This window comes from Mycobacterium sp. NBC_00419 (assembly GCF_036023875.1).
Taxonomy (GTDB): Bacteria; Actinomycetota; Actinomycetes; order Mycobacteriales; family Mycobacteriaceae; genus Mycobacterium.
The window spans coordinates 4,090,243-4,102,433 of sequence record NZ_CP107931.1 but is presented as its reverse complement, the minus strand read 5'-3'; the positions used below and the strand labels follow the sequence as shown (position 1 = coordinate 4,102,433).

Below are 12,191 nucleotides of genomic sequence, written 5' to 3'. Positions count from 1 at the left end.
CGGTAGGAGGCAATCCGGGGGGTGAGCGGGCATGGTGGCGAGGTCGACTCGGTCATTTGAGCCAACGACGCCTGCCCCGGTGCACTCTGCCCGGCCCGACCGGAGATCATTTGCTGCGCTGATCCGTCAGGATCCGCTGAGCACCGCCGTCACGATCGGCATCGACGTGGTGTCGGCGACCGTCGCACTGGCGCTTGTCATCTGGTGGACGGTGGCGGTGGGCGCACAGCTGCCCCCCACCTGGATGCTGGCCCTGTTCGTCCCGGCCACCATCGCTGTCATGGCGACGCGGGGAATCTACCGGCGCCGGCTCAACCGACGATTCATCCACGAGGTCGGCCCCGTCGTCGCGACGGTGGCACTGGCGTCGATGGTGCTGCTGAGCGGTCTCATCCTGGCTCACGTGCCCGAGAACCCCGAGCAGTTCGTGCTGCGGGCCTGGATCTGCGCAACCGCGATGATCTTGACGGGCCGCCTGATTCGGGCCACCGTCCAACGACGCCTGCGACTGCGCAGGCACCTGCTGTCCCCGACCCTGATCGTCGGCAACGGCATCGTGGCCCATCAGATCATCGAGCGGCTGCTCGCCGCGCCGGAACACGGCCTGGATCCGATCGGACTACTCGACACCGACTCGCCCTGGCATCCCGACCACAACGAGCCCGTTGCCGGCGTCCGGCGGATCGGTGCGCCGGAAACAATCGAACAAGCGATCCTCGACACCGGCGCCGAGGCGATCGTCATCGCGTTCTCCCGCACGCAGGACGAGCTGCTCGCCCGCGTCGTTCGGCTTGCCCACGCAACCGGATCCAGGGTGTGGGTGGTTCCCCGGATGTTCGACGTCATCGGGGAGCGGTCGACCGTCGAGCATGTGGGCGGCCTGCCGCTGCTGTCGCTGCCGCGGACGGATCCGCGCGGGTGGCAGTTCACCGTCAAACACGTCTTCGACCAGGTCTGCGGCACAGTCGGTTTGGTGCTGATCTCGCCGCTGTTCCTGACCCTGATGGCTCTGGTCCGGCTGAGCTCCCCCGGCCCGATCTTCTTCCGCCAGCCCAGAGTTGGACGTGACGGGCGGGTCTTCGACTGCCTGAAGTTCCGCACGATGCGGCTGCCCGACGCCGCCGACGGCGGGTTCGAGCTGGGCAGCGGAACCGCGCCCGGCGGTGTCGAGGGGGTGGACCGCCGGACCCGGATCGGCCGGATCATGCGGTCGACGTCGCTCGACGAACTTCCCCAGCTGATCAACGTGGTCAAGGGCGAGATGAGCCTCGTCGGGCCGCGACCCGAGCGGCCGGAATACGTCGAGGTCTTCGAAGCCCAGATCCGGCGCTACGGCGAACGGCACCGAGTCAAGGCCGGGATGACGGGCTGGGCGCAGGTGCACGGCCTTCGTGGGCAGACCTCGATCACCGACCGCGCCGAGTGGGACAACTTCTACATCGAGAACTGGTCGCTGGCCCTCGACGTCAAAATCCTTGCCCTCACCGTCCTGGCGGTCCTTCGCCGAAGCGAGTGACCCCCAGCGCGGCCCCCGGGCCGGTGACGAGGCTGTCGTCGTCGACCGTGTCGCCGAAGTAGGTGGCGGCCGGGTCGATCACGATGTCGCGGTGTTCGCCGTTGCGCGCCAGCACGGTGCGGGCCAGGTCGGCGAAGGTGATCGTCTCCGGTCCCCCGATCTCGACGACGCCTGCCGGCGACCCGACCGCCGCACGGGCCACGTGGGCGACCACCTCCGCGGCGGCGATCGGCTGGATGCGGGCCTGCGGCACCCGCACGACGTCACCCTCGGTCAGGCTCGCGACGATGGCGTCGGCGAACTCGATGAACTGGGTGGCCCGCACGATCGTGTACGGCAGGCCCGAGGACTCGATCAGCGTCTCCTGGGCGACCTTGGCCCGCATGTACCCGCTGTCGGGCAGGCGGGTGTCGCCGACGATCGACAGGGCGACGTAGTGCGCCACCCCGGCCGTTCTGGCGGCGTCGACGAGGGTGCGGGTGGAGGTGCTGAAGAACTCCATCACCGGCTCGTCGTCGAACGACGGCGAGTTGAGCACGTCGACGAGCACGTGCGCGTCCACCAGGGCGTCGGCGACACCCTGGCCCGTCAGCACGTCGACGCCGCTGTCGCGGGATGCCCGGACCACGTCATGGCCCTCAGCGATCAGGAGCTCGCATACTCCGCGGCCGATCTGCCCGCTGGCACCGAAAATGGCGATTCTCATAGAGCATGATGTACCCCGTGGGCGAGGAATCAGAACAGGTGCGGATCGGCACGGCCGAACGTGAAGACGCCATGCAACTGCTGAGCAGACAGTTCTCCGAGGGGCGCCTGACGCCGGACGAGTTCTCCGAACGCTGCGCGACGGTGAGCGCCGCGCTCACCCGGGCCGACCTCGAGCCGGTCTTCGCTGACCTGCCCGCCAAACCGGCGATCGCGCCGAGCCCCGAGCACAGCCGAGACTGGCGGGCCATCGTGATGGCACTGATCCCGTTGGTCGCGTTGGCGTTCACGATGCTGGTCCCGCACGGCTGGCTGGCCTGGCTGGCGATGCCGGTGGTCGGCGCGCTGCTCTACGGATCTCGCCGCTGAGGTGGAGCCCGTCGAAATCAATTCCGGCGCATGGTATTTGCGAGCGCTGCGCGCCGACGAACGCATCGACGACCGGTATGCCCTGGCCCAGCTCGGCGAGACCGGACCCGACTACGTCGAGGCGAGTCTGGCCGCGTGGGCATCCGACACCGGATACTCCTGGGCGGTCTGTGAACCATCGACCGGTGAACTGCTCGCCGAGGTCAGACTCGATCCGCGCAACGGTGCGGTGAGCACCAGGGCGCGCCCCGGCCACGACAACGCCGCCGCGGTGGCCGCCGACGCGGTACGCAGATTCGCGGCCGCCTTCGGCATCTAGGGCTCGTCGATATCGGCGCCGGTGGCCAGATCCGCACAGTCGACGGCCACCACGTCGGTGCGTGCGGACAGGAACCGCCGTGCCCCCTCGTCGCCGCCCAGGGTCGCCAGTAGGGCCGGCCAGTGCCGTCGCGAGATCACCACCGGGTGGCCGGGCCTGCCCTCGTAGACGGCCCTGGCGATTCCGGCTGCCGATCCACGCGCTGCCGCCAGCACCCGCGTGATCACGTCGGCGCCGATGTCGGGGGTGTCGACGGTGAGCACCACCGCGTAACCGGCATTCCCGGCCGCGTCCAGACCGGCCCGCAGTGAGGCCCCCATCCCACGCTGCCAGTGCTCGGCGAGCACCGCGCGGGCCGGCGCTGGCACCTCCACGACCGCGGCACCCAGCACCACGATCACGTCGCCGCAGCCGCCCGCCGACAGTGCCGCCACCGCGGACGCCAGCCACTGCCCCTGTGCAGCAAGCACTTTGGGCATGCCATAGCGGACTCCGGCACCGGCCGCCAGCAGTATGCCGGCGGCCTCGCCGCCGGAGTCGTCGCGCTTCGACATGCGAATAGTGTGAACTGGCGGGATTCTTGTCCCATGTCCGCCCCGACGAGGCTCACCAAGAGGGTCCACCCGGTCGACGAGGTCCTGCCTCTGCCGAAGCTGGCCACCTACGGCTTCCAGCATGTGGTGGCGTTCTACGCCGGTGCCGTCCTGGTGCCCATCCTGATCGCCAGCGCGATCAAGCTGCCCGCCGACGAACTCGTCAAGCTGATCACCGCCGACCTATTCACCTGCGGCATCGCCTCGATCATCCAATCGGTCGGGTTCTGGCGGGTCGGGGTGCGGCTGCCGCTGCTGCAGGGAGTCACCTTCGCCGGGGTCTCGCCGATCATCGCGATCGGACTGGCCCACGGCGGCGGTGCGTCCAGCCTGCTCTACGTCTACGGCGCGGTGATCGTCGCCGGTGTCTTCACGTTCCTGATCGCACCGATCTTCATCAAGCTGCTGCGCTTCTTCCCGCCGGTGGTGACCGGCACCCTGATCACCATCATCGGGTTGTGCCTGGTGCCTGTCGGTGCACACGACGCCGTCACCAACCCGCACACCGGGGAGATCGACGCCTCCAACATCCGCTGGCTGCTCTACGCGGTCGGCACGATCGCGGTGATCGTGGCGATCCAGCGGATCTTCCGCGGCTTCCTGGCCACCATCGCGGTGCTGTTGGGTCTGGTGATCGGCTGTGTGGTGGCATTTGCTTTGGGAGACATGAACTTTGACAAGGTCGGCCGCGCCGATCTGATCGGCTTCACTCAGCCGTTCCTGTTTGGTCTGCCCAAATTCGACGTCGCCGCCTGTATCACGATGATCATCGTGCTGTTGATCACCGCCGTGGAGTCCACCGGCAGCACCATCGCCACCGGTGAGATCGTCGGCAAGCGGGTCAAGGCCGACGACATCGGCAACGTGCTGCGCGCCGACGGTCTGGCCACCGTCATCGGCGGTGTCTTCAACTCGTTTCCCTACACCGCGTTCTCCGAGAATGTCGGCCTGGTCCGGCTGACCGGGGTCAAGAGCCGCTGGGTGGTGGCCGCGGCCGGCGCCATCATGATCCTGCTCGGCTTCCTGCCCAAGGTGGCCGCCGTCGTGTCGTCGATCCCCCAGCCGGTCCTGGGCGGGGCGGCGCTGACGCTGTTCGCCACCGTGGCCGTCGTCGGCATCCAGACCCTCGGCAAGGTCGACTTCACCGACCATCGCAACCTGATCATCGTGACCACCAGCCTGGCCCTGGCCTTGTGGGTCACCAGCTACCCCGACGTCGCCAAGGCCATGCCCAAGGGCGCGGACCTGTTGTTCGGCAGCGGCATCAGCGCCGGCGCGATCGCCGCGATCCTGCTCAACATCGTGTTCTTCCACACCGGCAGCCGCGGGCCGCGGGTGGCCGGCGGCGGCACCATCACCCTCGACGAGGTCAACGCCATGACCGAGCAGCGGTTCACCGAGGTGTTCGGCCATGTGGTGCAGGACGTGCCGTGGGCGGTGGGCCGTGCGTTCCAGCAGCGCCCGTTCGCCGACACCCGGGAACTCCGGGAGGCGTTCCAGGACGCGCTGCTGACCGGCTCCACCGAACAGCAACTCGAGCTCATCAACGCCTTCCCCGACCTGGGCGCCGAAGACGAGAACGGCCATGTGCTGGCCGTCGACCACGTCGCGCTGAGCAGCCTCGGCGAACAGGACCACAATGACCTGGTGGAGTTAGCCGGCGCCTACCGCGAGCACTTTGGCTTCCCGCTGGTGATCTGTGCCCGCGAGACCAAGCCGTTCGAGAACGTGTTGCGCAACGGCTGGTCGCGGATGGACAACTCGGCCAGCGCGGAGAAGGCGTTCGCGCTCATCGAGATCGCCAAGATCGCGAACTACCGGTTCAGCGAATTGGTGGCCGATGCCAACCCGATCGCGGCGGCACGGTTCACCCGGCTCGACGAGCTGACGTGAGAGCCCTCGGTCTCGACGGTTTCAACCGGCTGTCCGACCGCCAGCGGATGCATGCGCTGTTCGAGGTGTGCTCGTCGCCGATCTGGGCCCGGCGGGTGCTCGCCGGCGGGCCGTTCGCCGACGTCGAGGCGCTGCTGGACCGCGCCGACCGGGTCCTGGCCGAACTTCCCGACGCCGAACTCGACGCCGCCCTCGACGGCCACCCCCGCATCGGCGAGCGGGCCGACAACCCGTCGTCGCAGCGCGAGCAGGCCGGCGTGACCGGTGCCGATACAGCCGTGAAAGCCGAACTGGCGGAGCGCAACAGGCAGTACGAAGACACCTTCGGCTACGTCTACCTGGTGTGTGCCAGCGGGCGCTCCGCCGAGGAATTGCTGGCCATCCTGACCGAGCGGCTGGGCAACGACCCCGACACCGAGCGGCGGGTGATGCGCTACGAACTGGCCAAGATCAACCGCCTTCGGCTGCAACGGCTGCTGAGCGAGCCGCTCATGGGGCAGGCTTGAGCACATGGCACACCTGAGCACCCATGTCCTGGACTCCACCACCGGCAGGCCCGCCGCCGGGGTCACCGTCACTCTCACCGGTGGCGGCAGCAGCATGCTGACCGAGCTCACCGATGCCGACGGCCGGATCTCGGGGCTCGGCGGTGACGTGCCGACCGGTGCGCACCGGCTCCATTTCGACACCGGCGCCTACTTCGCCCGCCAGGGTGTGACCACGTTCTACCCGGAGGTCGTCATCACCTTCGAGATCACCGACGCGGCAGGCAAATACCACGTGCCGCTGCTGCTGGCGCCGTACTCGTACTCCACCTACCGAGGGAGCTGAGCGTGAAGGTCGTGATCATCGGCGCGGGGATGGGCGGTATGAGCGCCGCCATCGCGCTGCGCCAGATCGGGATCGACACCGAGGTCTACGAGCGGGTCACCGAGAACAAGCCGGTGGGTGCGGCGATCTCGGTGTGGTCCAACGGGGTGAAATGCCTGAACTATCTGGGCCTGGAACACCAGACGGCCCAACTCGGCGGCATCGTCGAGGAGATGAGCTACCTCGACGCCTTCTCCGGGGAAACCCTGTGCCTGTTCGGGATGGCGCCCCTCATCGACGAGGTCGGCCAGCGCCCCTACCCGATCGCACGCGCCGAACTCCAACTGATGCTGATGCAGGCCTACGGCCTCGATGCAATCCACTTCGGCATGAAGATGCTCGAGGTGCACGACGGCGGGGACCACGCGACGGCCACGTTCGACGACGGGACGACGGTGACCGCCGATGTCATCATCGGCGCCGACGGTGCCGGCTCGATCACCCGCGAGTATGTACTCGGCTACCCGGTGACCCGCCGGTACGCCGGCTACGTCAACTACAACGGCCTGGTCGAGGTCGACGAGCGGATCGGTCCCGCCAACAGATGGACCACCTATGTCGGTGCGGGAAAACGTGTTTCGGTGATGCCGGTGGCCGACAATCGGTTCTACTTCTTCTTCGATTCACTCGAGCCGGCGGGGCTGGAGTACGACCGCGCCACGGCCCGAGACGTGCTGCGCCGGCAGTTCGCCGGCTGGGCCCCGGGTGTCCAGGCACTGATCGAGCGCCTCGACCCGATGACCACCAACCGGGTCGAGATCCTCGACCTCGATCCCTTCCACACCTGGGTCAAGGGACGGGTGGCCGTGCTCGGCGACGCCGCCCACAACACCACCCCCGATATCGGGCAGGGTGGCTGCTCGGCGATGGAGGACGCGATCGCGCTGCAGTGGGCGCTGCGCGATCACCCCGATGATGCGTCCGCCGCCCTGGCCGCCTACCAGCAGGCCCGCAGCGGTCGGGCGGGCGACCTGGTGCTGCGGGCCCGCAAGCGCTGCGACCTGACCCATGCCAAGGACCCCGACAAGACCGCCCAGTGGTATAACGAGCTGCGAAACGAGGACGGCAGCAACATCATTCGCGGCATCGTCGGCAACATCATGGGCGGCCCCCTGACCCCGCTGCCGTAGCGCTTGCCCGAAGGTCAATAACCGAACATGAAAACGATGAGAGTTTTCTGACCAACTGTCCTTTGACGCCCCCGCAGAGTAGTGTTGGCCACAGGTTGAGTTAACAGCCGCCCGGAAACAACGTCATTGACGTGCGGGGTAGGCATCAACTCCCTGCACTTCGGGCTTCGCCACCTTGACGTGATCCACAGTACGAATCCTTCGACTGATGGAGTCACCATGTCTGTTACAGGAACAGATCGATCCCGACGTTCGGCTGCGCAACACATCGTCGATTGCCACACCGCACGTTTCACCACCCAATGGCCCGACGAGACGGTCGGCATCATCACCGTCACCGGCGAGCTCGATGCGTCCAACGCGACCGAGTTCGCCAACCAGGTCGAGCAGTGCGCCGACGAAGGCGTGCGGCTCGTGCTGGACATGAGCTCGCTGGATTTCTGTGGTACGGCTGGCTTTTCAGCCCTGCACACGGTCAACGTGCGCTGTGCGCACGCCGGGGCCCGGTGGGCGCTGGTGTCGGGTGAAGCGGTAGCCAGGCTGCTGCGGGTCTGCGACCGCGACAACGTTCTGCCGGTCGCGGCCACCGTGCCCGAGGCGATCACGTTGCTCGACGGCGAACCGCGACGGTTACTGCAACTCGTCGCGGAGTCGAGCTAGCGATTTAGCCAGCAACCGCGAGACGTGCATCTGCGAGATCCCGACCCGCTCCGCGATCTGGGTCTGGGTCAGCGATTCGAAGAATCGAAGCAGTAGCACAGTTCGTTCGCGTTCCGGAAGCGCTGCGAGTAGGGGCCGCAGCGCTTCCCGGTTCTCGATCTGGTCCAGGCTGGTGTCCACGTCACCGAGGGTGTCGAGGATCGCAGGCGCGTCCTCGTCGCTACCGCTGCCGCCACTGTCGATCGACAGTGTGTTGTAGGAACTGCCCGCGACCAGACCTTCGATGACCTCTTCGCGGTCCATCTCGAGTTCCGCGGCCAGTTCGCTCGCGGTCGGCGCGCGGCCCAGCCGTTGGGAAAGTTCGGAAGTCGCCGCGCCGAGGCGCAGATGCAGCTCCTTGAGCCGGCGCGGAACCTTCACCGACCAGCTGTTGTCGCGGAAGTGACGCCGGACCTCGCCCATGATCGTCGGCACCGCGAAGGACACGAAGTCCGATCCGGTCTCGAAGTCGAACCGGATCACGGCGTTGACCAGACCCACACGCGCCACCTGGACCAGGTCGTCGCGGGGTTCGCCTCGGCCGTCGAAGCGGCGGGCGATGTGGTCGGCCAGCGGCAGGCACCGCTGCACGATCTTGTCTCGATGACGCTGGAACTCCGCCGAGTCCGGCGGCAGCGTCGCCAATTCCCGGAACATGTCCGGGACATCGGCGTACTCGGAGTTCGTCCGCGGGGACGAACTGTTGGCCGATCGCGGGCTCACCGTACTGAGCCTGCCCGCCTCGTCGTCAGGGTGATACCGAAGATCTGCCCCTCGCCGTTGGGCTCGTGACCGTTGTGGAACGTCTGCACGTCGTCGGTCAGCGAGCTCAACACGTGCCAGCTGAAGCTGCCGGGGGTGACGACGTCGTAGGTGTCGCATTCGGTGGAGGCCTCCACCATGACGACGTCCTCGCGCGGGTCGACCACGACGACCAGGGTGGCGTCCGGGGTGGCCGACCGGATCAGCCGGGTACAGGCCTCGTCGACGGCCAGCCGCAGATCGGCGACGGCGTCGAAATCGAGGTCTTCGAAGGTTCCGACCGCGCCGACCAGAGTGCGCAGAACTGCGAGGTTCTCCAGTCGGGCGGAAACCCGGAATTCGACAGCGCTCGCGCTGCGATCCAGCGCGCTGACTCGTCGTTCGCCATCCGTCATCTGGCCTCCCGGCACGGTCGCCCCGACACTACTCCAGTCCAGGGTTGAGCTGTCCGGTGTCGTCATGGTGCGCGTCTGGTACCCGTCCGGCCACTCAGGTCAAACCTGGAGGCCCACATTGTTACCCACGACACGATGTGCGCGCTCTAGCCGGCGGGTACCTGGGCGCGCCGACCCCGGACGCTGACCAGCTGGTCATACAGCCGCACGGTGTCGGAAGCGATGCGGTCCCAGGAGTAGCGGGCGCACGCGCGATCCCGTCCGGCGAGCCCGAAGCTGCGGCGCAGGAAGCCGTCGCGCAGCACCAACAACACCGCCTCGGCGAGCTCCCTCGGACGGCGCGGAGCCACGAGTTGGCCCGTCACATCGTGCACAACGGTATCGAGCATGCCGCCCACCGCGGAGGCGACGACGGGCACACCGCACGCCATGGCCTCCAGTGGCACGATGCCCGACGGCTCGAACCACGGGGTGCATGTCAGCACATCGGCCGACCGCAAGAGCGCAGGCATGTCCTCGTGAGGGACCGCACCGGTGAACTTCACCCGCTCAGAGACACCGAGCCGGGCGGCGAGCGCCCGCAACCGCGACACCTCCGGGTCGGTATCCAGGCGATCGGCCGGCGGACCTCCGACGATGAGGTACTCGGCGTCTGGAATCGACGGCAGTGCCGCAATCATGGTGTCGAATCCCTTGCGCGGCGCGGGCCTTCCCACCGCCATGATGCGGTGAATATTGCCCTGCCGGGCGGCGGCCGGGCCTTCGGTGGTGAAGGTGTCGAGATCAACCCCGCACGGCACCACCGAGATGCGGGTCCGCGACCGCCCCAGGTGGATCAGCTCGAAGACCTCGTCGGTACAGGTTGCTGCCACCCACGTGGACTGCTTGGCGACAAGGGGTTCCAGCTTCAGCCGGGCTTCCGGCCCGCTGTCACCGATCGGGTGATGGCGCCGCTCGACCGCGCCGAGGGTGTGGAATGTCTGCACCGTCAGCACATCGCGGCTGCGGGCCGCCAGTTGGCCGGCCAGGCCCGACATCCAGAAATGGGAGTGCGCGACGTCGGGCTGGTCATCAGCCCATCGCGCGTCCAGATAGCGGGCGAAGTCACTCATGTACTCAAAGGTGGTGTCCCGAACCATCTTCCTGGGCGGACCGGCAGGCACGTGCGCGACGGTGAAACCCTGCGGGGTGCGAACCCGGTCCGGCAACTCCGGGTCGTCGCGGCGGGTGTAGACGGTGACATCCTGGCCGCGCCGAGCCAGGGCCGCCGACAACTCGGCCACGTGAATGCTCTGACTACCGGCGTCGAATCCGCTGGCCGCGGCCAGCGGGCTGGCATGCGCAGAGATCATCGCAATCTTCACCGTGCCGCCTCCACCATGTTTCGGTGGTACCCGGGGCACCAGTGGCTAAAACAGGCCGCCCGCGGCTCAGCTCGACAAACCGCGGCTGGCGGGCCCCTCCAGGACGGCGCCGTCGGGGCCGAATCGCGATCCGTGCAGCGGGCAGTCCCACGACTTCTCGGCGTCATTCCAGGACAGCACGCCACCGAGGTGGGTGCAGACCGGGGAGACGCAGCGCTGGACACCGCCGACGACGCTGCGGGCTTCCATGTGCCAGGGCGGCCCGCTGACGACCCCCGCTCCGTCGCGCAGGTGGCCGTCGCGGCGGGCGATCGGCGCGACCCAGCCCGACGCCAGGTGCCAGCCGACCTCGAGGTTGGTCTTGATCGCCGTCGTCAGGCCGGTGAGCTCGTGAGCACTCCAGCTGTCGAAGGCCCTGCCCCAGCGGGCGGGCTCGCCACCGAGGATTCGCTTGGACAGCAGCATGGCGGCGGCCACCCCGTTGGTCATCCCCCACTTGGCGAACCCGGTGGCCACGAAGAAGTGGTCGCTGCCGGGAAGGAGCGGCCCGACATAGGGCAGTTCGTCGATGGCCACGTAGTCCTGGGCCGACCAGTAGTGGGTCGGTTCGGCTCCCGGGAAGTACCGCTTGGCCCAGCTGACCAGCTCGTCATAGGAGGTCTGCGGGCTGGTCTTGCGGCCGACGGTGTGCCCGGCACCGCCGACGATGAGCCGCTCGGAACCGGCGGTGCGCGCGTAACGCACCGAGCGGCTCGGCTCATCGGTGGACAGCATCATCGGGCGCGGCACCCCACCGGGAACCTCGAAGGCCACGCAGTAGGACCGGGCGGGATGCAGGCGGGCGAAGAAGGCACCCCGATCCAGAATCGGCGTGCCGGTGGCAAGCACGCACTGGTCGGCCGCGACGACCTGCTCGGTGCCGTCGTCGGCGCGCAGCGCCAGGCGCAGCCGGCCTCCCTCGGTGGAGGCCGCGTGCACCCGGCGACCGGTCAGCAGCGGGCCACCGCGGTCACGCAGCTCCGCGATCAGAGCGTCGAGGAACGGCATCGGATCGAACTGAACCTGACCGGCCAGCCGGACACCACCGGCGAACGGGAATGCGACGTCGAGGCGGTCCACCCATTCGACGCCCAGGCCGACCGCCCGGGCAGCCTCGAATTCGGCTTGTGCCGAGGGCAATCCGCGATCGGACTGGGCGTAGGTGTAGGCATCCTCGTATTGCAGGTCCACACCGTTGTCCTGGCAGTATTGCGTCAGCCAGGCCTGCCCTTCCCGGTTGCCCTCGACGTACTCGCTCACCAGATCGACCGAGTGGCGACGTCCGATCGTGGAGAGCCTGGTGCCCTGCAGAAGGCTGACTTTGGCGGTGGTGTTGCCCGTGGTGACCGCGCCGGGGGTGCGCGCCTCGATGACGACCACCCGCTTGCCTGCGCGCGCCAGCAGGACGGCAGTCACCAGGCCGGTGATTCCGGCACCGACAACGGCCACCTCAGCGTTGGGTGCGTGGGCGGTATCGGTTCGGTGATCTTGGGCGCGGTCGAGCCACAATGACGTCATGGCCACCGCGATACCCGCG

The 12,191-nt window shown here is 68.0% G+C and carries 14 protein-coding genes; 8 read left to right on the top strand and 6 right to left on the bottom strand.

Features of this window, described 5'->3' with window-relative positions:
* Positions 1 to 31 precede the first annotated feature (31 nt).
* Positions 32 to 1,516: a sugar transferase gene (locus OG976_RS19575; RefSeq protein ID WP_442930362.1), complete on the top strand. Its 1,485-nt coding sequence runs from the start codon at positions 32 to 34 to the stop codon at positions 1,514 to 1,516.
* Here OG976_RS19575 and OG976_RS19570 read toward each other — a convergent pair.
* A complete protein-coding gene (locus OG976_RS19570; protein ID WP_328352347.1) occupies positions 1,482 to 2,222 on the bottom strand; it encodes an SDR family oxidoreductase in 741 nt (246 codons plus the stop codon). The two genes, OG976_RS19575 and OG976_RS19570, sit on opposite strands and share 35 nt — an antisense overlap.
* Before the next feature lie 17 nt (positions 2,223 to 2,239).
* On the opposite strand from OG976_RS19570, the gene OG976_RS19565 reads away from it, so the two are divergent.
* Together OG976_RS19565 and OG976_RS19560 are read left to right on the top strand one after the other, a co-directional pair.
* The gene (locus tag OG976_RS19565) at positions 2,240 to 2,590 is read left to right on the top strand and encodes a DUF1707 SHOCT-like domain-containing protein (protein WP_328352345.1); all 351 of its coding nucleotides are present in this window, start codon (positions 2,240 to 2,242) and stop codon (positions 2,588 to 2,590) included.
* 1 nt (position 2,591) lies between these two features.
* Complete coding sequence (locus OG976_RS19560) at positions 2,592 to 2,909, top strand: hypothetical protein (protein ID WP_328352343.1); 318 nt, start codon at positions 2,592 to 2,594, stop codon at positions 2,907 to 2,909.
* Here OG976_RS19560 and OG976_RS19555 read toward each other — a convergent pair.
* On the bottom strand, positions 2,906 to 3,463 hold the full coding sequence (locus tag OG976_RS19555) for a nucleotidyltransferase family protein (RefSeq protein ID WP_328352340.1): 558 nt from the start codon (positions 3,461 to 3,463) through the stop codon (positions 2,906 to 2,908). The two genes, OG976_RS19560 and OG976_RS19555, sit on opposite strands and share 4 nt — an antisense overlap.
* 33 nt (positions 3,464 to 3,496) lie before the next feature.
* Between OG976_RS19555 and OG976_RS19550 the strand changes: the two genes are divergently transcribed.
* The 5 genes from OG976_RS19550 (at position 3,497) to OG976_RS19530 (ending at position 8,055) form a co-directional block, all read left to right on the top strand.
* Positions 3,497 to 5,395, top strand: a complete 1,899-nt coding sequence (locus tag OG976_RS19550; RefSeq protein ID WP_328352335.1) for a solute carrier family 23 protein — start codon at positions 3,497 to 3,499, stop codon at positions 5,393 to 5,395.
* Complete coding sequence (gene uraD / locus OG976_RS19545) at positions 5,392 to 5,901, top strand: 2-oxo-4-hydroxy-4-carboxy-5-ureidoimidazoline decarboxylase (RefSeq protein ID WP_328352332.1); 510 nt, start codon at positions 5,392 to 5,394, stop codon at positions 5,899 to 5,901. Before OG976_RS19550 ends, uraD begins: the two co-directional genes overlap by 4 nt.
* A 4-nt stretch (positions 5,902 to 5,905) precedes the next feature.
* On the top strand, positions 5,906 to 6,226 hold the full coding sequence (uraH, locus tag OG976_RS19540) for a hydroxyisourate hydrolase (RefSeq protein ID WP_328352329.1): 321 nt from the start codon (positions 5,906 to 5,908) through the stop codon (positions 6,224 to 6,226).
* Positions 6,227 to 6,228: 2 nt separating this feature from the next.
* Positions 6,229 to 7,395, top strand: a complete 1,167-nt coding sequence (gene hpxO / locus OG976_RS19535; RefSeq protein WP_328352327.1) for an FAD-dependent urate hydroxylase HpxO — start codon at positions 6,229 to 6,231, stop codon at positions 7,393 to 7,395.
* Positions 7,396 to 7,614: 219 nt separating this feature from the next.
* The gene (locus OG976_RS19530; RefSeq protein ID WP_328352324.1) at positions 7,615 to 8,055 is read left to right on the top strand and encodes an STAS domain-containing protein; all 441 of its coding nucleotides are present in this window, start codon (positions 7,615 to 7,617) and stop codon (positions 8,053 to 8,055) included.
* Here the strand turns inward: OG976_RS19530 and OG976_RS19525 are convergent.
* The 4 genes from OG976_RS19525 to OG976_RS19510 all read right to left on the bottom strand — a co-directional run bounded on the left by OG976_RS19525 (position 8,026) and on the right by OG976_RS19510 (position 12,172).
* Positions 8,026 to 8,751 carry an RNA polymerase sigma factor SigF gene (locus OG976_RS19525; protein WP_442930549.1) on the bottom strand — a complete coding sequence of 242 codons (726 nt, stop codon included), beginning with the start codon at positions 8,749 to 8,751 and terminating at the stop codon, positions 8,026 to 8,028. The two genes, OG976_RS19530 and OG976_RS19525, sit on opposite strands and share 30 nt — an antisense overlap.
* A 62-nt stretch (positions 8,752 to 8,813) precedes the next feature.
* On the bottom strand, positions 8,814 to 9,251 hold the full coding sequence (locus OG976_RS19520) for an ATP-binding protein (RefSeq protein ID WP_328363782.1): 438 nt from the start codon (positions 9,249 to 9,251) through the stop codon (positions 8,814 to 8,816).
* Between the two features lie 146 nt (positions 9,252 to 9,397).
* Positions 9,398 to 10,615: a glycosyltransferase gene (locus tag OG976_RS19515; RefSeq protein WP_328352319.1), complete on the bottom strand. Its 1,218-nt coding sequence runs from the start codon at positions 10,613 to 10,615 to the stop codon at positions 9,398 to 9,400.
* 66 nt (positions 10,616 to 10,681) lie between these two features.
* Entirely contained in the window at positions 10,682 to 12,172 is a 1,491-nt protein-coding gene (locus OG976_RS19510) for an FAD-dependent oxidoreductase (protein WP_328363780.1), read from the bottom strand.
* Positions 12,173 to 12,191 lie beyond the last annotated feature (19 nt).

Coding starts and splice junctions, on each gene's coding strand:
- OG976_RS19575 (WP_442930362.1), top strand. CDS start 32: ATGGTGGCGAGGTCGACTCGGTCATTTGAGCCAACGACGCCTGCCCCG.
- OG976_RS19570 (WP_328352347.1), bottom strand. CDS start 2,222: ATGAGAATCGCCATTTTCGGTGCCAGCGGGCAGATCGGCCGCGGAGTA.
- OG976_RS19555 (WP_328352340.1), bottom strand. CDS start 3,463: ATGTCGAAGCGCGACGACTCCGGCGGCGAGGCCGCCGGCATACTGCTG.
- OG976_RS19550 (WP_328352335.1), top strand. CDS start 3,497: ATGTCCGCCCCGACGAGGCTCACCAAGAGGGTCCACCCGGTCGACGAG.
- uraH (WP_328352329.1), top strand. CDS start 5,906: ATGGCACACCTGAGCACCCATGTCCTGGACTCCACCACCGGCAGGCCC.
- OG976_RS19530 (WP_328352324.1), top strand. CDS start 7,615: ATGTCTGTTACAGGAACAGATCGATCCCGACGTTCGGCTGCGCAACAC.
- OG976_RS19525 (WP_442930549.1), bottom strand. CDS start 8,751: ATGTTCCGGGAATTGGCGACGCTGCCGCCGGACTCGGCGGAGTTCCAG.
- OG976_RS19520 (WP_328363782.1), bottom strand. CDS start 9,251: ATGACGGATGGCGAACGACGAGTCAGCGCGCTGGATCGCAGCGCGAGC.
- OG976_RS19510 (WP_328363780.1), bottom strand. CDS start 12,172: ATGACGTCATTGTGGCTCGACCGCGCCCAAGATCACCGAACCGATACC.